Consider the following 19,841-nt stretch of genomic DNA (forward strand, 5'->3'; position numbering starts at 1 on the left):
CTATTTCCTTCCCTTGCCGAACACGTATGTGTTCGCCCGCAATTCGGACAGCCAGTCGTCGCCCACCCGCAGGCGCACCACCGACCACCCTCGATCCATCAGCTCGTCCTCGGCGGCCTCGTCGCGGCCCGGGCCCGGTGCCTGACCGGATTCGTCCACGAATACCACCGTCACCCCGCCATCGCCGCGGAAGACGAAGTCGGCTTCGACGCCGCCGACCGTCTCGTGCACGGTGTCGGGAAGCGCGAACTCGTGTGCCACCAACAGGTCGACGAGCTTCCGTTCCGCATCGGAGCGGCACCGGCCACGCAGATCACCCGGATCCGCAACGAGGGTTTCCTCCTCGCACTGGGACACCGTCTGCGCCCTCGTGAGGGTCAGCAGCAGATCCTTGATCGCGTGCCGGTCGATCTTCTGGTGGTCGGACTGGTTCCCGTACGCGAGAAGACAGTCGTAGCAGGCCTTCTCGCAGCGTTCACCCGCACCCTCCGCCATTCCGAGGTCCTCGCCGTCGGGGCCGAAATGGGCGATGTCGAGTGCGCGGCGTGCCACCCGGGCGAGGGCGTCCGGTTCCCCGTGCAGGCGGCGGAGCACACCGGCACCGCCCTCCGCGGACTCGGTGAACAGCATCCGTGCACGTTCCGAGGTGTCTGGCAGCGCCTCGCTGGACAGCTCAGAATCCTCCAGCTGGAACTCTGCCTCGATGCCGCGTTCCAAGGCATACCGCAACGTCGTCGCGACCGACTCGTCCACCGGTGCCGACAGTCGCAGTACCGCGACGTTGCGTGTGTCCTCGACGTAGGGGATCACCTTGCACTTCGATGGCGCATCCGCGGCATCCTCGAGTCCGTCGTCCTGCGGCGTCGTGTCCGCGGCGTCCTTCTCGCTGAGCCAGTTGCCCTTCACCGTGTCCAGCCAGTAGCCGAGCTCGTTCGGGTTCTTGCGTCGTCGCCGACCTAGGTTCGTTACCCGTACCACCGCGGTGTCGCCGTAGACGAGTTCGGCGAGCGTGCCGTCCGGGCCGTCGATGTCGGCGTCAAGCCGGCCGGAGCGGGGACCGTGCTGGCTGAACCGGAACGACGTCTCCAACTCGAAGCCGGCCCGGCGTCGTTCCTCCTCGTCGGAGGAGATACGTTCGCGTCTACGGGTGAACACCGTCTGCATCTTCATCAGGTTGTAGCGCGGAGGGGACAGCGGGACGCCGCAGTTCTCGCACACGTCCAGACCGGCCTGCCGCACGTGGTGGTAGCCGCATTCCTCGCAACGTCGCGCGTCCTGCAGATCGACCGTGCCCACGCCGCCACTCGACATCGGCACCTGCACCCGACGAACCTCGTAGCGGGCGCCCTCGTGATAGATGAGTGCGCCGGGACCGAACTCGCTGATCGCGAGAAAACGCGGACGCTGCAGGAAGTCGCCGCCGTCCGCGCCGCCGGCCGCCGTGCGCACACCGGGGATGTACGCGGCGAGCGGAAGTCGCGGGAAGCTGTATCCCGGCAGGAAGCCCTCGGACGCGAAATACCGGTAGGTGTAGAAGTCCGAGTGTCCGCGGTCGGAGTCCTCGTTGCGCAGCAGTCGCAGCTGGCTCTCGGCCTCGCGTCGCCGTGACTCCGCGGCCTTGCGGGCACCGTGTGATGCGGAGGTGTCCAAAACCACCCGGTTCTGTTCCTGCTGGTCGGCCAACGCGGCCAGGTACAGCTCTCGCCAGCGCCCGCAGGCGTCGTCGAATCCCCGGGGTGCATTCGCGATGATCGATGCAGCCCAGCCGTCGTGCCACCACGCCGTCTGCTTCAGGTCCGCACGCAGCGGCGCGATGACCTCGGCCGCGCGGTCAGTGGCGCGTCGAATCGCGTCGGGCTCGCCGAGCACCCGCGCCAGGTCGGTGGTGAGCGGCATCCCGTCGCTGTCGACGTCGAGCAGCTGCGGCATCCGGGATCGCAGGTCGGCGCCCGTCTCGGCCAGCCACAGTGCATGCAGGTGCGACGCGAGCAATGCCTCGTTGGTCAGGTCCAAGCGGGGTGCGGCCACCGAGCCCGCCACCATGTCGCGGGAACGACGGAAGTAGTACTGATCGTGCGAGTTCCCTGTCGCGCAGTACGTCACCACCAGCGCCGGCTGTCCTGAACGTCCCGCCCGTCCCGAACGCTGCGCGTAGTTGGCCGGGGTCGGGGGCACGTTGCGCAGGCCCACGGCGTTCAGGCTGGAGATGTCGACGCCGAGTTCCATCGTCGGGGAACAGAACATCAACGGCAGAGTGCCCGAACGGAACTCAACCTCACGAGCCTCACGGTCCGACGACGACACCTGCGCGGTGTGCTCGCGTGCATTCAGTCCGGCCAGCGTCGGCGCCGTCCCGCGGTACAGGTCCCGGAAGAACGGGTTGATACGCAGACCCTGATCGGCGTTCGCCGTGCGGCGCAACGGATCCGGTGCGCCGGTCAGCCCGTCACCCGCATGCCAGATGATCGTCGACGCCTTGAGTCGATAGTTCAGCCCGTCGTCCTTCGGTAGCACGACCTTCGTCAGCAGGCCGGCACGTTCGAGGACCGAGAGGATGTTCTCGATCACCTGCTGGGAGTCAGCGGTGTCGAGGTTCTGTCCGTGGGGATTACGAAGTCGACTGCGGTCCCGTATGTAGCGTCCGAGTGCCGACCTGCCGGTCAACCGCACCTCGGCCCGGGGCCGTCCCGGCGCGCCAGATCGGGTCGACACCGTAGCCAGGACCGGCGGGGCATCGCGCCGCGAGATCGACCACAGGCCCGTCAGATATTGTTCGGACTGGCGACGGGTACGGTCGTAGCCGTCTTCCGACAGGCAGTCGACGTCGACCGCCAGCTCGCGACGGAACTCGTCGAGCACGATGCGGCACAACTCTTCCCGCTCGCCTGCCTCGGCGAACTGGAGGGAGACCTGCGATCGATCCCACAGAGCAGTGTCGGCCGCGATCTCGGCGAGGGAGTCGTAGCCGATGCGCAGCAGGCCCGTCTGCTCGAGGTTCGGCATCGTCACCCGCCAGCCACGCTGCAGATCGGCGTACAGCCGGAACTCGATGAATTCCTTGAACGCGCGCTGCGCGGCCGTCCTGGCCCCATACACCGCATTCGGGTTGGCGGCGTACGCCTCGAACGGCAGGCCGAGCGATGCCACGACCCGCTGCGCCACCTCGTCGTGCCGCAACCGTCCGTTCGCGAGCGCGCGATACACGGCGCCGCGTAATTGGGTCACCTGCACGAAATCGTTGAAGTGGCCGGACTGCAGGCTGGCATCCTGGCGATTGTCGACGAACGTGAGCAACTTCCGTGCGTCCGCGGACAACTCGTTCTCGGCGAGCTGCTTGAGGGACCGCACCACCGACGCACTGACCACGGACACCGCCGAACTTCTGCCTTCCGCGTCGAGAGTTGCCAACTTGGCGAAGTCGCTGCCGCGTGCCTGCTCGTAGGACACCTTGCAGCGCAAGCAGAACCGGAAGGGCGACGGAACGTACGCGGCCCGCAGACCGTCCGGGGCTTCGGCACCGTCGACTCTCACCCGCACGATCCGTGGCTGGTGCTTGCGCAGCCGCTCCACCACCTCGCCTTCGGATACCCACGAATTGGGGAATCGTCCCTCGGCAAGGGGGTCGATCGGCCACGGTTGATCCGAGGAGACGTACAGGTAGCCGTTCGCCTCGTCGCCGCCACTCGCGTCGCGATCCCGTCGCGGCCGGTAGCGAGTCGTGATGCCGTCACCGGTGCGGGCGACCACCAGATACTCCTGCCCGCATTCGCGGCAGAACGCCAACGGGATCAGCGACTTGTCCGGATCTCCAGGCACCGATACCTGATAAGTAGACGTGACGTAACGGCGTTCCTCGGGCTCGATCGAGACATACACCGTATCGCCCTTCGACAGGAATTGGTGCAGTCGAAACGCGAACAACGGTCGGGCGGTGACGGGGTGCCGCTCGTTGGACCCAGCGAGAAGCGTCGCGCGAATAGCCTGCTCGGACTCGTCTACAGTGCAGTCGGTGAGGCCCGCAAGGCGGGCCGCCGACTCGCGCACGCGCGCCGGTCGTTGTCGCACGATTCGACCAGTGCCGGGTTCATCGTTCAAGCCGAACGTAGTCTCGATCCAAGCAGCAAGGGGCGAGGCTGAAAGCCCGCCGTAATCGCCCCGCGCGCCTCCACTTCGCACCTCGGCGCTCAAACGCGCCGTTTCGGTTAGGTCGCCAACCGTCGCACGATCGAGCGTCTCGCCTATCACTCGGTCCGGCGTCACCTCTGCACCGAAAAGTTGAGTTGCCACCTGCGCCACTACAGCTTGCTGGTCGCCGACCGTCCCACCGCTTGCCATCGTCGCCGACGTGCCGATGCATTGCAGGTTCGGTGACTGGCAGGCGTCTCGAACCCGTCGCACCAGCATTGCTACGTCGGCGCCTTGTCGGCCGCGATAGGTGTGCAACTCGTCCAGCACAAGGAATTGGAGGCCTTGTGCGGCCTGCACCAGACGTCGCCTCTCCTCCGGTCTGGTGAGGACCAACTCGAGCATCACATAATTGGTCAGGAGTATGTCGGGAGGGTTTCGGAGAATATTTTCGCGTTCTTCACCCTGCTCCTGGCCTGTATAACGGGCAAAGGTTACGGGCTCGCGTTCCGACGGATATCCGTGGCGCAGAAACTTTTCCAATTCCCCGACCTGACTATTGGCCAGGGCGTTCATGGGGTAGACGATGATCGCTTTGACTCCCGGCACTCGCTCGGACATCCGCAATACATGGTCGACGATCGGAATGATGTAGCCCAGTGACTTGCCCGAACCGGTACCGGTGGTGAGTACGTACGACTTGCCGGTCTGCGCTGCTTCGATTGCCTCGGTCTGGTGACGGTGCAGCGTAATCGCGCGTTTACCAATATCAGACGGATTGGATTTCGGACGAAAAATTCTCTCGCACTCGGGGTGCAGCAGGCCCTGGTTGACCAGCTCACCGATAGACCCGCCCGATGCAAACATTGGGTTCAGAGACAGCCACGGCTCCGGCCATTGGTCGCCCCGCGCGCTTAGTTCATCGACGTGTTGCTTGATCCGCGGACTGCGTACATCCACTGACGACATGGTGAACGACCGGTAGTCGTCGATCAGCTGGCGGTGCACTCCAAAGACGTCCAAATTTTTCCTTCGTCGGGGGTTTCCGCAACCCTACTTGGTGCTTTGCTTCGCGTGACCTGAACCGTTCCGATTCTGACGAGACCATTCGAACTGCGTCGTGGACGGCATGCCAAGCGACCGGTCGCGACGGTCATGGGCTCCGGATTCGCACGCTACCCGACGTGTGGACCGTCGGCCGGTCGGTACTGGCACGTGCACCTGACTGGCGGTCTCACGCACGATCGTGGTTCGCAGTGTCCTGGTCCTGCGCGGACACTTCTGAGATATGACGCTCCAGCAAAATCATCTCGCCAGATGGTCGCGCCGGTTCTTGCCGACGTCTTCTCAGGCTCGACCGTGCACCACATCAGTTCGCGTCGTGCTGTCAAGAATCGGATTTTTGGGCTGGCCACCGCCTCCGCTCGGCCAAGCTTGTTGCCCGCATCGGACGACTCCCTTCTTCCCGACGGCGAGTCGTACCTACGGTGAGCTGAACCTCGCGATCTGGTGGAAACCGCCTCTCACCGTCCGACGTATCGCAATAACCTCGTCCGCTGTTAATGCCATATCACGGGCAGCCTGCTCGACCGAACGAGCCGGCGCACCGTCGAGACCAAGCACTTGGATTGCGACTCGCGCGGACTGCACCGGAAGTGTTGCGACGTAGCGGAGCGCCGCATCCCGCCCGCCCGGCGCGTCGAGCAGCGCCAAGTCGAGGATCCCACTGGACTCCGGCTGCGCTACGACGGTTTCGGCTTGCTGCAGATCACCCGAATCGGGAACCTCCTGTGCAGCCACGGGATCAGTAAGCACCACCAACGGCCTTGACAACCAGTCGGTCAACAACCCCGCGGCGTCCTGCAGTGACACATCGACCTGCTCCTCCGCCACGTCGAGAAGCTGCTCCAGAAATGCCTCGTGAGCCCCCAGCGCCGGATCCTCCATGGTTCCCGGGACGTAGAGGATGACGAACGCGGCCGCGCGGTCGCCCGGTTTCGGACGGAGAACGCGGCCCATCCGCTGGATCATCTGGCGACGCGAGCTGCTGCTCGCGGTGATGACCCCGACATCGACGGCCGGAACGTCGATCCCTTCGTCCAGCACACGCGGTGCCACGAGGTTGGTCAGCGCACCAGCGCGAAACTGCTGGAGGACACGGGTTCGCGCGAGGCGATCAAGCCCGCTGGAGTAAGCGCTGGACTTCACTCCGTGCTCACGGAGTACTACCGATCCGGCTTCCGCAGACGCCTTGGTCTCCGAGAACACAATCGATCGGTCCGACTCCGCCAGCGCGGGCGCGAGAACCGCGAGCGCACTCAGCTTGCCCGCGCAGTCGGCGAGCAGACTCCGCCGCTTGCTGAAGGCCGACATGTAACGACCGGCCAGCCGACCCTCGGGCAGATCTCGCTGCTCGGACAAGACAGCAACATCCTTCATGAAGGCCCCGAAAGGTGCAGCAGTGCAGCCGTACTGAGCGATGAGGTGCTGGCGAGCATCTCGAGCGACGGCGTCGTGCTCGTCGAACTTTCGACGCTCGTCGGGGGTGAACTCCACCGCGACCGTCATGACCCGCACCGGGGCCAGGACATTGTCCCGCCGCCCCCGCGCGAAGTCGCACCCGGCGATCGTCGTCTCGAAATACGGCCGGATGTAGGTATCGACGCCCTCGTCCTGACGTTCCAGGGTTGCGGTCAACCCCAACCGGTGATCGAAGCGATCGCTGAAGACTCGCGCGAACCCGTCGGTGCCGTATCGGTGCACCTCGTCCGCAACGAGCAGCGCTCCGGGCCGTGGCTGCGGGGCACCCCTCATGATCGCCGACTGGATGGTGCTGATCAGGATGCTGCTGTGCCGGAAGTCGTCCTTGTGGCCGTTCCCGCGCCTGCCCACGGAGACCGACGGGAGCAAATTCTTCACCTCGGTGAACCACTGCTCGAGAAGGTCGATCGTCGGAACCACCACGAGAACCTGCTGGTTCAAGCTCCGCGCGGCCAGCATCGCCGCAACTCCGACACGTGTCTTTCCAGTCCCGGTGACCGCTTCGACAATGCCTCGGGACCCTGCAGCACGCCACGCCTCGAACGCCTCCTTCTGCCAGGCACGCAACTCGGTCATGCGGCGTCCTCCGGTCGAACCCACTCGGCGACGCCGTCCCGTCGTTGACGGCGCACCAACTTCCCAGTCCGTTCGAGGTCTCCCAACATCTCCGTGGCAACGACGGGTGACAGTCCAGTGACCAGAGAGCACCGCCGGACCGTCAGAGGTTCGCCGGGGCGAGCCGCAGCAACCGCGACCACGCGGCCCGTTGCCAACGACGCCGGGGGCAGCGCGGCCAACTTTGCCTGCACGTCACGCGGAAGAGACTCGATTCCGGACGTAGGCACGGGTGTCACCGCCGGCGGTGACCCGGGCTTCTGCACTCGCTTGGGCATCGCGGCAGGCGAGGGCCGCAACGCCACGGGGGCTGATGCGGCCTTGGGCGGCGAGTACCGAGACGTGCCGTACCGCGAGTCGACTCGAATGGGCGCGGAGCCGTCGAAACGCGGCGGCCGCGTCTCGCCGGGTTCCATCTCGGCAGGCGGCATCGTGTCCGGCGCAGCTCGGGTGGTCACCGTCGGGGGCAGTGGGGCAACCTCGATGACTGCGGGGGTAGACGGCTCGATGACCGGCGGCGCCTCCGGTTCCTCGTCGTCCTCGACCGCCGTGAGCGCGACCGGATGCCAATCGCCTACCCGTCGCTCCTGGTCGATGCTGACCTCACCGGGGAGGATCCCCAGCGAATCGAGAGCCTCGACGACCGGCCCCAGCGCCGTGGCCGGGTCGGCCATGAGGTCGGACGCACGAACGCGCACGATGTTCCACCCGGCGCGGCGAAGGTCTGCCTCGCGATCGAAACGGAAAGCGATCGCATCAGCGGCCTGGTCTCGATCGTCGTCGCACTGCACGGCCAACCGCGTGCCCGCACCGGTGACCACCAGATCCAGTTCCAGGTCGTTGATCGCGACGGACGGATTGACGTGATACCCGAGGTCCCTCAACATGACGAACAACCGCTGGGCGGTCATCGAGACGAAGGCCGGGTGCGGCGAGCGCACTCGGGGAACATCGGGCATGGGCGGTACGGGGACGGCCGGCAACGCCTGTACGTAGGACAGCAACGATGCTCGTAGGTCGTTCGCCGACAGCTCGTCCAGGCGGATCGAGTGAAACAGCCACAGCTGATCTCGCGCACGGCTGGCCGCGACGTTGAAGCTGCGTTGCCAGCGGGCGCTGGTCAGCGCATTGGTGACCGAGGTCGCGGCGACGACCATGGATACGAACACCACATCACGCTCGTCGCCCTGGAAGTCTGCGGGCGTTCCGACACGCAGGCGCAGTTCCTCCCGCTGTTCCGCGGGGATGCGCTCGGCCAGGCGCGCTCTGATGTATTCCGCGTGAGCCTGGCTCTGCAGCACCACGACGCCGAAGGTGAGGCCCTCGTAGTCCTGATCTGCCACGCAGGTGCACAGCGCGTCGACCAGTGCGTGCGCCTCCGCCTCGTTGACGAGCGTGGTTCCGGTCCCGGCGGTGGCGGCGTCCGACACGTACGTCGACCGCAAGGGCTTGAGACGATCGGCACCGAACTGACGAACGGGAACCAGCGGTGTGTCGCGGTAGAACTGAGTGGACGACCACTCGATGATCTCCGGCATCGAGCGGAAGTGCTCTCGAAGCCGGACTCGCTGCGCGTAGCGGCTACGGAGCAGGGAAAACAGGCTCGAGCCGGGTCCGAAATTGTTCCGCACGTGGATCGGAAGATCCGTCAGGTAGCTGTCCAGCCGCGCGAGAACTCGCTCCTCGCTTTCTTGCGGAACGAGGTTCGGTGCGCACTGCCGGTCGTCCCCGACCACGATGACGCGCGGAGCGAGCCACAGAAGGAAGAGGCTGCTGGGCTCGGCCTGGCTGGCCTCGTCGACGATCACCACGTCGAAGCTGTTCTGTACCGGCGGGATGGTCGACAGCACTTCATTGATCGGCATGATCCACGCAGGCACAGCACTCTGGGCTTCACCCATGGCCGTTCGGGCGGCCGCCCGATACCGCTGAGATCGCTTGCTCCGCGCATCCCCGATGTGGGCGACACTGTCCTGGTAGGTCCGCAGAGCCTGAACCTCCCGAGTTGACATGCGCTGCAAGCATTCACGCCACGCAGACTCCGCCGCGAGCGCAGCGGTCAGTGACGTCACTTCGGCGTCGGCCGCGTCGAAGTCGTCGTCCGCGTTCGGGTCCGCCGGGCGCGTGAGCCGCCGTTCCACCTGCTGGCGCGCCCACCGCCATGCCCACGCCTCGTCGAACTGCGTGGCCAGAGCCGGCCAGTCGGTTGTGCGATCGTCGACCATCAGCGTGCGCAGGCTGGGCGCTCCGAGGTCCACCCTGTCGAGAAGACCATCGAGCTCGCACTGCTCACGCCACTCGTCTTGCGCTCGCTCGTACGCACGCACGGCGTCGTCGAACTCGACTCGATCGGCGAGGCGGAGTGCGTCGGACAGCTGCAGCGCCTCGGGACTGTCCGCACCGTTGGTGGCCGCGTCGAACTGCTCGGCGTGGCCGACAAGCTGCGCACGCACGCTGCTGCTCTCCCCTGCAGTGACGACGGCGGTGAGACCGTCGAGCGCCGAGCGAACGTCGTCGACCGAGCGCAGCGCGAGTCGACCGTCCATCGCGGAGCCGAACGATTCTATTGCAGCAGCGACCTTCTCGACATCCGCGAGACGCCGCGATTCCGCCTCCACCCTGTCCGAAGCACGCCGGTCGGTCGACACCGCCGACAAGTCGATTCCCAGGTCGGACAACACCGACCCCGCCTCGTCGAGAAGAAGACGGTGACGGACATGGTCGGCGACGGCGCGGTGCTCAGCGGCGGTCCGCGGTGTGCGGCCGTCGATCAGGACCTCGACACCCAACTGAGCCACCGCGGCGAGCTCTCGAGGCGTCCGGAGACGTCGCAATCCCCTCCCGTCGGCCAAAGCCCGAGCAGCCGAGTCGTACGCCTCGACGACGTTTTGTCGGACGTCGTCGATCACGACCACGGCTGAGCCGAGGCGCTGTTCGCACTCTCGCGCCGACTCCACGATCTGGTGGAGGTCACCCACGGCGGTTCGGACAGAACGCCGCCGGCCTGCCAGGTCCTCGTCGAGGATGCGGTGCAGATCAGCGTCGAGGGCCTGCGCCTGGCTCAGGATGCGACGTGCCAGCGCCGCGTGCTGACGCGCCTCGGTCGGACGGAGGTCAGCGAGAAGCGTCGGCTGCGACGCACGGCCGGCCCGGTCGAGGAGGCGTCGGATCGTCGCAGCGGGCGGGAGGACGTCGGCGAGTGGCGGCAGAGTCTGCGCACGGCGGTCACCCTGATGGTCTTCGCTGGCGACGAGCAGCGTGGCAAGAGAGCGAAACTCGTCGGACGTAATCGGTGGGCGTTCGTCGTGAATTGGACCGGGTATCCACCCGAGTACGTCCGCACGCTGTCCGAGTTCGTCCAGAATCTGGGCCAACGTTCCTGTGTAGTGGCCTCCGATCCGGTGCTGTTCCGCCTCGGCGAGGCGCGCGGACACAGCGCGCTCCTTCACGACGTGCCGGCGATGGTAAGCACCGTGACGGCGTCGAGTCAGATCGTCGATGCGGCGGTCCGCGGCAGCGGGTTCGTAGTTCTCCAGTCGATCGGCGATCACGGACACGCTGTGGTCGAGTTCGGCAGAACCGCCGCGGGCGAGGTCGGTCACCGAGACGCACAGGTCCTGCAGTTCTACGGGGAGCTTGTCCCGCAGAACACGGAGAGCTTGAGCCTTCTCGCTGGTCACGAGGACCCGCTTGCCCTGCGCCAGCATCGCGGACATCACATTGGCGATCGTGTGGGTCTTTCCCGTACCGGGGGGACCCTCGACGACGACTCCCGTGTCGAGGGCGAGCTTCTCCATGATGCTGCCCTGAGCTCGGTTGACCGCCAACGGGAGCAGCGTTTCCGTCGTCGAGTCGTTCGAGGTGGTCGACAGCCAGTCCAACCGATCGGTGGAACCGATGCTCTCGACCAATTGCTGCAACCCGAGTGGGACCGGTGCGCCGGCCTCCATCTCCGCAATCATGGCGTCGAAATAGGACACGAGGGCGAACCCCGAACGGCGCCGGAGCAGCAACGCGGGAGATTCCCGCACCGTGCCGCGGCGATTCGCCGGCGGCATGTCGAGAGCGCCGACGTATCGCACCCCAGTCGGCGTCGACTTCGCCCACTCACGCAGGACGACGGATGCGTCTGCGGACAGTGGAGTGGACACGGTCTCCCTGAGGGTGGACGCGACTCGGTCGGACGACTCCGCGTCGAAATGCTGCAAACCCGAGAGCACCTGTCTGTCCTCGAGTCGGGCGCTACTACCGAGCGTGGGACGAACGACGAGATCACCGGTCGCGTCGTCGCGCACGATCTCCACAGGCTGCGTCACCAGGTGGGTGTCGACGGGAACGCCGGCCACCGTGGTCGTCAGCAGGCCGGACGCGAGGACGACCTCGACCGTTTCGGGCTGGGTGAGGACCTCCTCACGCATGCGGTCGACGGAGAGGTACAGCGCGGCGAAGGGGCGATCTCGGACGTCATCCGCAGCCCACTCGGTCCAGGTCCGCAACCATCGGTCGGCCGCGTCGCGATGGTCGCGAGGAATCGTGTGGTCTATCGAGGGCCGGTGTCGCGCGTCGTCCCACGAACCATTGATGCACGAGCTCCACTCCGGCGACGGTGCAGGCGGCGTCTCGACGCTGACCCGAGGAACCCGGACGGCGGCCTGACCCGGCGCGGCGTCGCGGTCGATCTCGAGCTGACGGTCCGGGCGATACAACCACTCGAGCCGCGTGGTGGGTCCATATGCGCGGACGGGCTTGGAACGCGCCGCGACGGTCTCCCGCAGGAACTCCAGCAGCCGGCGCACTCGTGCGCGAACCTCTGCATCACCACTGTCGACCACTGCGCTCCTGTTCACCTCGCGTCGGGGCCAATCTAGCGGGAGACCCCGACAAACAGGTCACGAGGTTCGCCGGGTCCGCCGGTTGTGGTCGAAATCCGCAGTGAAGGTCGTCGCACACCTCTTCGCCTCGGTCTCGAACAAGAACGGCGTTAGGCCCGGGTTACACAAGAACGAAACTTCGGCCGCCGAACTCGTGAGCCACGGCAACGGCGGGACCGCCGTCGCCGACCAGCCGAACCGATCTTTGCAACGATTACGCTAGCTTCGTCGACTGATTGAAAACGGACAAAGCTGCGGACGAGTTGTGGCCGTTTGCCCTACCCTTCACACCATGATTCCCCTGCAACTTGGAAGCCATTGTGCACACGCGCTCCGCCCGAGCTTGGGTCGCTCGTCGTGAATGGGGTCGACGCGGCTGTCGAGATCAAACAGGAGCTCGAGCGCTTGAGCGAAGTTAGCGCAATCGCTCGCGAAGCTCCTCAATCCAAAGCCATCTACAGCTACCTCGCGCAGGGTCTGCGAGGCGCAGAGGCACGGGACTTTGAGGCCATGATTGCAGTATTGTTTGGCCGCTTGGGGATTTGGTGGTCCCCAAAAGCATACAATCGCCTTCCAATCATGACCCCGTGGTGTGTACGGGACCGCACGAGCCGGTACGATCAAGGCCCCGAAGCCTGGGGGGCGCCCAGGGCAGATGGGTATATGCGTGACGACAATTCCATCATCAAGAAGCTCCCTCTACCGGTCGATATCGGCGCCCCTGTGGGACACCCATACAACAAGAGAAAGCCGTGGCGGGGATTCACCGCTTGTCACATTTGGCACAAGCTGCCGGGGGGAACTCTTGCAGGCGCAGACCCTTGGCTCTATTCATTCGCACCCAACCTGGTCTGGCTGCCATCATGGCTGGCACCGCTGACCGATGGCCACGAATCTTACGCACAAGCACTACTGCAACGCACTAGTCTCGCGTTATTCCGTGATGCACCTGTCATACCATCACTGAAGCCGTGGACTGAACAGGCATGGGAGAGATTGCCAACAACGTCCACCGTGTCACCCCTCCCATTAACCCAGCTGGCATTTTTCGAACCCAATGACAAATTTTTCACCCGGCGCATCAATGCTTTGGACAAGGTTCTAATGGGGTGTGAATCCATATTTAGCTCCGGCCGCATTCCGTCAAAACTGATTTGCTCAAGATACACGACCGGACTCCCGCAAATTCAAACTAAAGCTTTGCACAAGTTTCATGACGCTATTTTTGAATACCGTGAAGCTGTAGTCGCTGCCGCGCCGTGATGAGAACAGTTGCACAATTCAATGAAGCAAATACGCGTGTCATCGAAAACGTCATCACTAGATTCCAGCGGTCAAACCAAGATCGAATCCGTCGCTTGCCGTCACTCAGAAGGCCATTGGGATTTGAGCAATCTAGTATTGCGATTTTTGTTGCCACGATGTAGGTCCTGGTTTGTAGCGCCGAGACACGCCAACCGGCACACAGAATAGTGAGGGTCAACGATTGAAAAAGATTATGATGAGCGGCCTGCAAGACCGCCCTCGTATGCAAACCATAGGCCAAGCCGAATAGAACCCGTCAGGTCCGTTCAGAATCCGCTCGCCTTCTCCACCAGGAGGTCATCACGCGTGCAGGTCCAGCCGTGGCGTCGGAGAGCCTCGAGGATCTCATCTTCGTCGGCCGCATCGAGGTGCAGGTACGAGCCGTTGTGGACGCTGTCTTCTACCCTGCCGAACTTCTCACGCACCGATGTCGGCACGTCCCGAAGCATGTCGCGGGCAGGCCACGCCGGCCAGTCGCCATCGGCATGGCCCGGAACGGCATCGAGATCGTAGGGCTCGTCGTCTGCAGGAACATCGGCCTCGCCCGCGTCGAATCGCTCGACGACGCCGGCCCAGGTGTCCGGGCTCAAATTTCGCTTTGCGTCACCCCAGGTCGCGAAATCCGATCGCAGAATGGACAGCTGTTCGGCTCGTTCCTTGAGTATCAAGATCAGCGCACCGTCGACATCACCATAGACATAATCGGTCATGCGACGAGCCTGTCACGGAACGGCGGTCCGCGGCAGGAAATCGGGCGCCAGCGGTGGGTGTACCCAATGCCGCGGCGAGTTCGGCCACGTTGTGCGGGCTCAAATCCTCAGTCGCGCAGCCAACTCTGCGCCACCGACGTCTCGGATGTAGTCCGGGTCCCCGCACACCACCAGTTGGTCTCGCGCCCTCGACAGTCCGACGTAGAGACGCTCCCGTGACCGATCCCGCCCTCCGGACTCGTTCACCGCGAGCACGACCGCTCGCCGTTCCAAGCCCTTGAACCCGAGAACGTGACCGTAGAACACCTGGTCGTGGTCCCAGAAGCTGTTCCAGTACGCGGCCTGCCCCTCTGCCTGCCGCGAAACCTGTTCGGGGTGCCGAGTACCGGTCGTCAGGAGCGCGACATCCTGCTCCCTCCACCCCGACTCCAACAACACGTCGATCTGGTCGTCCGCATGGTCCAGTGCATCTACCGCCGAGCACGCCACCATCGTTACCGCGGGTCCGTCCCCACCCAGCAAGCGCATGCGTTGTCCGGCGAGTGGACCGAAGCACGTCGCGATCTGTTTGGTGTTCCGGATGTTCTGATCGAGCACGATCGGCACGAGGTCCAGCGGCGGAGTGCCGTGCCGGTCGAACACGCGTTGCGCCTCGTCGCTGAAGAGGTAGATGGAGCCGTCCTCTGCACTCCGGAGGGATTCGACCACAGGACTCCACCACGCATCGGCGAAATCCTGCGCCTCGTCGACGACCACGGCGTCGAATTTATGGCCCGGGGCGAGAGCGGCGGCCAAGTCGGCCATCTGGGCGGGTAGGTCCTCCTCCCAGAATTTCACGCTCTCGGCGGTCCGGACCGACTCGTCGGGACCCGTCGCCGCGCCCCACTGCATGCCCAATGCGTGGAATTCACCGACGTACGCGGGTCGTTCCTTGCGCGGCCACGTCGCGGTCAGCCTCTTGAGATACGACGCCAGACCGTGCGAGTAACACAGGAGCGCGACACGCTTACCCTCCTTCTGCAGGCGACGGGTCTGCTCGAGCGCGAGGAACGTCTTCCCACTGCCGGCGCCGCCACGAATCTCGACACGCTTGAGAAGCCGGGTGGCCTGCAGGATGACCGACTGCTGCGCGGTCAACGTCTCCGCGGCGTCCTCGTTCGCGAGGGCTCGCGAAAGGACGTCCTTCTGCGGCAACCCCCGCCCACCGAGCACCGCCAGTAGTTGTTCGCCGGATCGCGGATCGAGAGTGCCGTCCGACTTGTGACGCAGGATGGCACGCAGCGAGTGCCCGAGCTGAGACAGCCCGGCCCGATCGACGACGCTCCACCGTGGGCAATCGGGGAGCGAGAAGTCCTGGTCCAGTTCGGTGTTCGGCAGGACGACGACATGGGTCCACGGGAACCCCTTGCCCAGCGTCCACCGTGGGTCGTCCTCCACGTAGGTCCGGAGCGCGTACTTCGCTTCTCGTACCTGTGCGACAGGGTCTATCGCGTGGTCCGTACCCTGCCGCGTCTGCACCCAGGTCGAGCCGTCGTGCGAGACCTGCCCGCCCTTGACCTCCACGCACACGACACCGAGACCGTCGAGGTGGACGACGAAATCGATTTCGTAATCCTTGTGGTGGTCGGTGATCCGCCGGTTCGACAGCACGATGTCGTGCTCGCCGAGCTGGTCGACGAGCGCTTCGTAGACGGTCCTCTCAGCACCGTTCACGAGCGAAGGGGGACCGGGAACATGGGGCATAGGACGAGGGTGCCATCTCACCGCGAGAACTGTCAGTGTTCAAACGATCCGGATGCGTGCGAAGACCGATATTCAACAGCTGGGCAGATTTATGCGTTCCTCGAACCATGGTCCGATTCGAGCCAGTAAGGGCCGGCAGATGCCAAAGATCCGATTGCGCCGACGGTACGTTTAACGACACGACCGATCAGTTCAACGTCGAGCGACAGAATTCTTCGGAATTACCTGCTTCGAGGCAGTTCTGCCAGTCGATTTGACCTTGAACCCACGGCGACGGTGTGCGGACTACCGTGTAATTGGGGTTTGCAATTTCGGCTCCGTTCGGGTAGACGCAGACGGGCCCATCGCAAATTGGCGTATTAGCATCAATTTCGCCTTGCAGCGCTTGATCATGGACTGACTGACAGTAGTCGGAGTACCCGGTCACCGTGCCATCCGACCAGTAAGTGACGATCGGCCCCAAACCCATCTGACAGTCAACGATTACCGATTCCTCGACGACACTGGGTAGCTCTGCAGATTCGGTTGTTTCCGTTGGCAGATACTCTGAGACGACAGGTTCAGCCGGCGCGTCGGGCATGACGGTGGTGGTGGGCTCGACGAGCACCGACTGGGTCGTCACGACGACCGAGGACGACGACCCGCTGAGAGCGTCGCTCGCGTCATCCTCGGACGAACAAGCCCCCACCAGCATCCCCACAAGTCCGAGTGTCAGCAGAACAGAAGTACGCGCCATGGCCATAGACAGTCCATCGCTCAGGAATCTACCGACTGTTACAAACGAGTTCAGCCAGCCTTGGATGCAGCGTTGGACGCCGGTACGACGGATGGCAACGTCGGTACGTTGGTGCGGCGCTGACTCAGGCGCGATTCAATACCTCGCGCAACGTCATCGCCCGCCGCCCCGTCACCCGCTCCACGTCGTCGCCCACCCGACTCAACTCGCCCGACGCGATGGCGGTGTACGTCGACACCCACGCGTCGTTCTGCCAGTCCGGCGCGTTCCACGTTGCACGCGACGCGTACGCCTCGTCGAGCGTCTCGTCGTGGAACGTCACCGCCCGCCCCCGCACCTCGGCGATCGCGGCGGCCACCTCGGCCACGGACAACGCCTCGGGTCCGGTGAGGTCGTAGGACCTGCCGGCGTGCGACGCGGGGTCGGTCAGCACCACCGCGGCCACCCGTGCCACGTCCGCTCGGGCCACCAGCGAGACCCGACCGTCGCCGGCCGGCCCACGAATCACACCGTCCTCGCCGGCGAAGTGCTCCATCACGTCGGCGTAGAAGTTGTCACGCAGAAACGTGTGGTCCACTCCCGAGGCCGCGATGTGCTGCTCGGTGTGAAAATGGTCCCGCGCCAACGTGAACGTCGCGTCCGGGGCCGCGCCGAAGAACGACGTGTAAACGACGTGCCGTACCCCTGCCGCGGCCGCGGCGTCGACGAACGTTCGGTGCTCGTCGAGTCGGGTTGCGCTCTCCGCCCCCGACACCATGAACAGCACGTCGACGCCACGCAGGGCCTCCGTCGACGCATCGGGATCGCCGTACGAACACTGCGCGACATCACTGTTCGGAATCGTCGGCGCCCGGCCAACGTCACGAACCAGCAAACGGAGTGGCGTCCCCGAGTCCGCGAGGAGCGCCGCGACCGCACCCCCGACCGCGCCGGTGGAACCCGTGACAGCAATGGTCGGCGTCATGGGCCGAGCGTACGGCGGCGCAGGCTCAGTAGGTTTGGTTCGCGTCCCGCGAGAGCACGAACGCGTTCGAGCTCACGAGGAGGCACGAGAAGCCCTCCTCCCTCGACACGCAGCTGGCGTCACCGACGGTGCGGATCCGGCCCTACGCCAACGGGTCCGCGTTACGCAGTCAGCCCGGAACCACGGCCTCCACCGGCGGCACGGCGACATAGTGCAGCGACCCGGTGGCAACGGTGAACAGCACCCGGCCCGGCTTGGTGGCGATCTCGACGATGTCGCCCGTCGCCACCGACGGTTGGAACGACGACCGCGTGTAGGTCACCACCCGCGACGTCGCCGTTCCCCGTTCGCCGGTGTCCAGGTTCTGCCAGTTCACCTGCATCTCGACGGCGCACGGCGCGGTGAAGAACGGGTAGAAAGTCGTTGTCACGATCGCCACGCCGGGACGGTAGTCGGGGGTCTGAATTCCGCTCGTCATCTGGCCCACGCACTGGACGCCGTTGAACTCACCCAGCGTGTAGGTGTGCCCCGGGATCATCGTGTACGGCCGGTACTCCTCCGCAGCGGCCGGACCCGCTGTGCCCACGGCGATCGCGGCGGCGGCCACTGCCACCGTCATGAGTCGTCCAGCGCTACTCCGCTTTTCGTTCACTCTCATCGCTCCCACCCCGATTGATGTCCGGCTGGTTTGTTTTCGGACGGTAGCAAGATGCCGGCACCGGCGCTCGGGTTACGACGAGACGGCATCGCTCAGGCGGCCGGCCATCGTCCGCATCGCGTCGACCAACTCGGGGGGTTCGACGTCGGACAAAGCGGCGTCGAACCGAAGCAGCGACGCCGCCACCCCGGCCCAGGACCACGCGCCGATCCGCACGCGGCACCGGTCGTCGTCCAAGCTCTCGACAACGCCGTCACCGACGAACGGCGCGACGGCCGACGCGGGCACGGCGACCGTCGCCTCCCCGGCACACGCCCACTCCCCGGATGCGGTCCCGCGGAAGTGACGACGGACGAACTCCCCCGCGGACCCACCGGGAACCTCCCGTGCCCTGAACGTCACGCCGGTGCGCATTTTCGGTCTCATGCGATCGACGCGGAACAGACGCCAGTCGACCCGGTCGAGATCGAAACCGACGACGTACCACCGTGCCCCGGCCCCGACGACGCCGTGGGGCTCGATCCGGCGGGTCGGCCCCAACGGTGTGACCTGTTCGTCGACAACGTAATCGAACCGCACCAACTCCCGCGCTCGTACCGCCTCGCCCATCACCCGGAGGACCTCTGTATCGACAGAGTCGACCGTCGTCGGCATCGACGCGAATTCGACGGCGTCGACGCGGCGTCGTACTCGGTCGGGCATGATCCGTCGCACCGTGGCCAGGGCGCGGTCCGCCGCGTCACCGACGTCGACACCCAACGCCGGGACCATCTGCAGCGCGACCGTCAACGCGATGACCTGATCGTCGTCGAGCAACAGGGGCGGTACCGCGTCACCGGCGTCGAGTCGGTATCCACCCTCGGATCCGCGCACCGCCGACACCGAGTACCCGAGCTCGCGGAGCCGGTCGACATCACGCCGAATGGTGCGCGGGGTGACGCCGAGGCGGTCGGCCAGCACGGTCCCCGACCACTCCCGACGGAGCTGCAGGAGCGAGAGCAACGCGAGCATCCGTGACGACGGTTCCGACATGCGTCCCACTATCGCGCACCACTAGGACAGGATCTGACCTATATCGCTGAGAACGTGGTCTGCAGCGGCCACCGAGGCCGGACCATTCGAACGAAGGATCCACCATGACCATCATCAGCGCACTGCACGTCAACCTCCGCGGCAACGCCCGCGAGGCGCTCGAGTTCTACCGGTCGGTGTTCGGCGGGGAGCTGACGGCCTTCCCGTACGGCGATACCGCGTCGGGCCAGGGCCCGAACCAGGCCGATCAGGTGGCGTGGGGCGAGGTGAGCACGCCCGACGGGTTCCGCATCATGGCGTACGACATCCAGGACTCGCTCGGGTATCACCCCGGCGAGAACGCGTTCTACAGCGCGCTGCGCAGCCCCGATGCCGACGTCATCACCGCGGCGTTCACCGGATTGTCCGCCGGGGCAACGGTCCTGGTACCGCTGGGCCCGGTCGGTTTCTCACCGCTGTACGGCAAGCTGGTCGACAAGTTCGGCATCGTGTGGATTCTGGACGTCATCCCGCAGTGGTGACCCCGGTGCACCCGGCTTCG

11 protein-coding genes are annotated in these 19,841 nt (G+C 65.3%); 2 read left to right on the top strand and 9 right to left on the bottom strand.

The window, feature by feature from the left end; translation table 11 throughout:
- The 3 genes from HQ603_RS07220 to HQ603_RS07230 form a co-directional block, all read right to left on the bottom strand.
- A complete protein-coding gene (locus tag HQ603_RS07220) occupies positions 1 to 5,133 on the bottom strand; it encodes a DEAD/DEAH box helicase (RefSeq protein ID WP_308126398.1) in 5,133 nt (1,710 codons plus the stop codon).
- Between the two features lie 474 nt (positions 5,134 to 5,607).
- Positions 5,608 to 7,242, bottom strand: a complete 1,635-nt coding sequence (locus HQ603_RS07225) for a DEAD/DEAH box helicase (RefSeq protein ID WP_222683863.1) — start codon at positions 7,240 to 7,242, stop codon at positions 5,608 to 5,610.
- The gene (locus tag HQ603_RS07230) at positions 7,239 to 12,077 is read right to left on the bottom strand and encodes an AAA domain-containing protein (RefSeq protein ID WP_222683864.1); all 4,839 of its coding nucleotides are present in this window, start codon (positions 12,075 to 12,077) and stop codon (positions 7,239 to 7,241) included. The genes HQ603_RS07225 and HQ603_RS07230 overlap by 4 nt, the downstream gene beginning before the upstream one ends.
- A 738-nt stretch (positions 12,078 to 12,815) precedes the next feature.
- Here HQ603_RS07230 and HQ603_RS07235 point away from each other — a divergent pair.
- Positions 12,816 to 13,415 carry a hypothetical protein gene (locus HQ603_RS07235; RefSeq protein ID WP_222683865.1) on the top strand — a complete coding sequence of 200 codons (600 nt, stop codon included), beginning with the start codon at positions 12,816 to 12,818 and terminating at the stop codon, positions 13,413 to 13,415.
- 308 nt (positions 13,416 to 13,723) lie between these two features.
- Here the strand turns inward: HQ603_RS07235 and HQ603_RS07240 are convergent, their stop codons facing one another.
- From HQ603_RS07240 to HQ603_RS07265, 6 genes are all read right to left on the bottom strand, one after another.
- Positions 13,724 to 14,167, bottom strand: coding sequence for a hypothetical protein (locus tag HQ603_RS07240; protein WP_222683866.1), 444 nt, complete (start codon positions 14,165 to 14,167; stop codon positions 13,724 to 13,726).
- A gap of 99 nt (positions 14,168 to 14,266) precedes the next feature.
- Complete coding sequence (locus tag HQ603_RS07245) at positions 14,267 to 15,910, bottom strand: nuclease-related domain-containing DEAD/DEAH box helicase (RefSeq protein WP_222683867.1); 1,644 nt, start codon at positions 15,908 to 15,910, stop codon at positions 14,267 to 14,269.
- A 187-nt stretch (positions 15,911 to 16,097) separates the two neighbouring features.
- Positions 16,098 to 16,652 (bottom strand): hypothetical protein, encoded by a 555-nt coding sequence (locus tag HQ603_RS07250; RefSeq protein ID WP_222683868.1) that lies wholly within the window; start codon positions 16,650 to 16,652, stop codon positions 16,098 to 16,100.
- A gap of 118 nt (positions 16,653 to 16,770) precedes the next feature.
- Positions 16,771 to 17,610, bottom strand: coding sequence for an SDR family oxidoreductase (locus tag HQ603_RS07255; RefSeq protein WP_222683869.1), 840 nt, complete (start codon positions 17,608 to 17,610; stop codon positions 16,771 to 16,773).
- 169 nt (positions 17,611 to 17,779) lie between these two features.
- Positions 17,780 to 18,229 (bottom strand): hypothetical protein, encoded by a 450-nt coding sequence (locus HQ603_RS07260; RefSeq protein ID WP_222683870.1) that lies wholly within the window; start codon positions 18,227 to 18,229, stop codon positions 17,780 to 17,782.
- Between the two features lie 111 nt (positions 18,230 to 18,340).
- On the bottom strand, positions 18,341 to 19,300 hold the full coding sequence (locus HQ603_RS07265) for a helix-turn-helix transcriptional regulator (protein WP_222683871.1): 960 nt from the start codon (positions 19,298 to 19,300) through the stop codon (positions 18,341 to 18,343).
- 104 nt (positions 19,301 to 19,404) lie between these two features.
- On the opposite strand from HQ603_RS07265, the gene HQ603_RS07270 reads away from it, so the two are divergent.
- Positions 19,405 to 19,821 carry a VOC family protein gene (locus tag HQ603_RS07270; protein ID WP_222683872.1) on the top strand — a complete coding sequence of 139 codons (417 nt, stop codon included), beginning with the start codon at positions 19,405 to 19,407 and terminating at the stop codon, positions 19,819 to 19,821.
- The last annotated feature ends 20 nt before the right edge of the window (positions 19,822 to 19,841 follow it).

Source organism: Rhodococcoides corynebacterioides (genome assembly GCF_019834675.1).
Classification (GTDB): Bacteria; Actinomycetota; Actinomycetes; order Mycobacteriales; family Mycobacteriaceae; genus Rhodococcoides; species Rhodococcoides corynebacterioides_A.

Coding starts and splice junctions, on each gene's coding strand:
- HQ603_RS07225 (WP_222683863.1), bottom strand. CDS start 7,242: ATGACCGAGTTGCGTGCCTGGCAGAAGGAGGCGTTCGAGGCGTGGCGT.
- HQ603_RS07235 (WP_222683865.1), top strand. CDS start 12,816: ATGCGTGACGACAATTCCATCATCAAGAAGCTCCCTCTACCGGTCGAT.
- HQ603_RS07240 (WP_222683866.1), bottom strand. CDS start 14,167: ATGACCGATTATGTCTATGGTGATGTCGACGGTGCGCTGATCTTGATA.
- HQ603_RS07245 (WP_222683867.1), bottom strand. CDS start 15,910: ATGCCCCATGTTCCCGGTCCCCCTTCGCTCGTGAACGGTGCTGAGAGG.
- HQ603_RS07250 (WP_222683868.1), bottom strand. CDS start 16,652: ATGGCCATGGCGCGTACTTCTGTTCTGCTGACACTCGGACTTGTGGGG.
- HQ603_RS07255 (WP_222683869.1), bottom strand. CDS start 17,610: ATGACGCCGACCATTGCTGTCACGGGTTCCACCGGCGCGGTCGGGGGT.
- HQ603_RS07260 (WP_222683870.1), bottom strand. CDS start 18,229: ATGACGGTGGCAGTGGCCGCCGCCGCGATCGCCGTGGGCACAGCGGGT.
- HQ603_RS07265 (WP_222683871.1), bottom strand. CDS start 19,300: ATGTCGGAACCGTCGTCACGGATGCTCGCGTTGCTCTCGCTCCTGCAG.
- HQ603_RS07270 (WP_222683872.1), top strand. CDS start 19,405: ATGACCATCATCAGCGCACTGCACGTCAACCTCCGCGGCAACGCCCGC.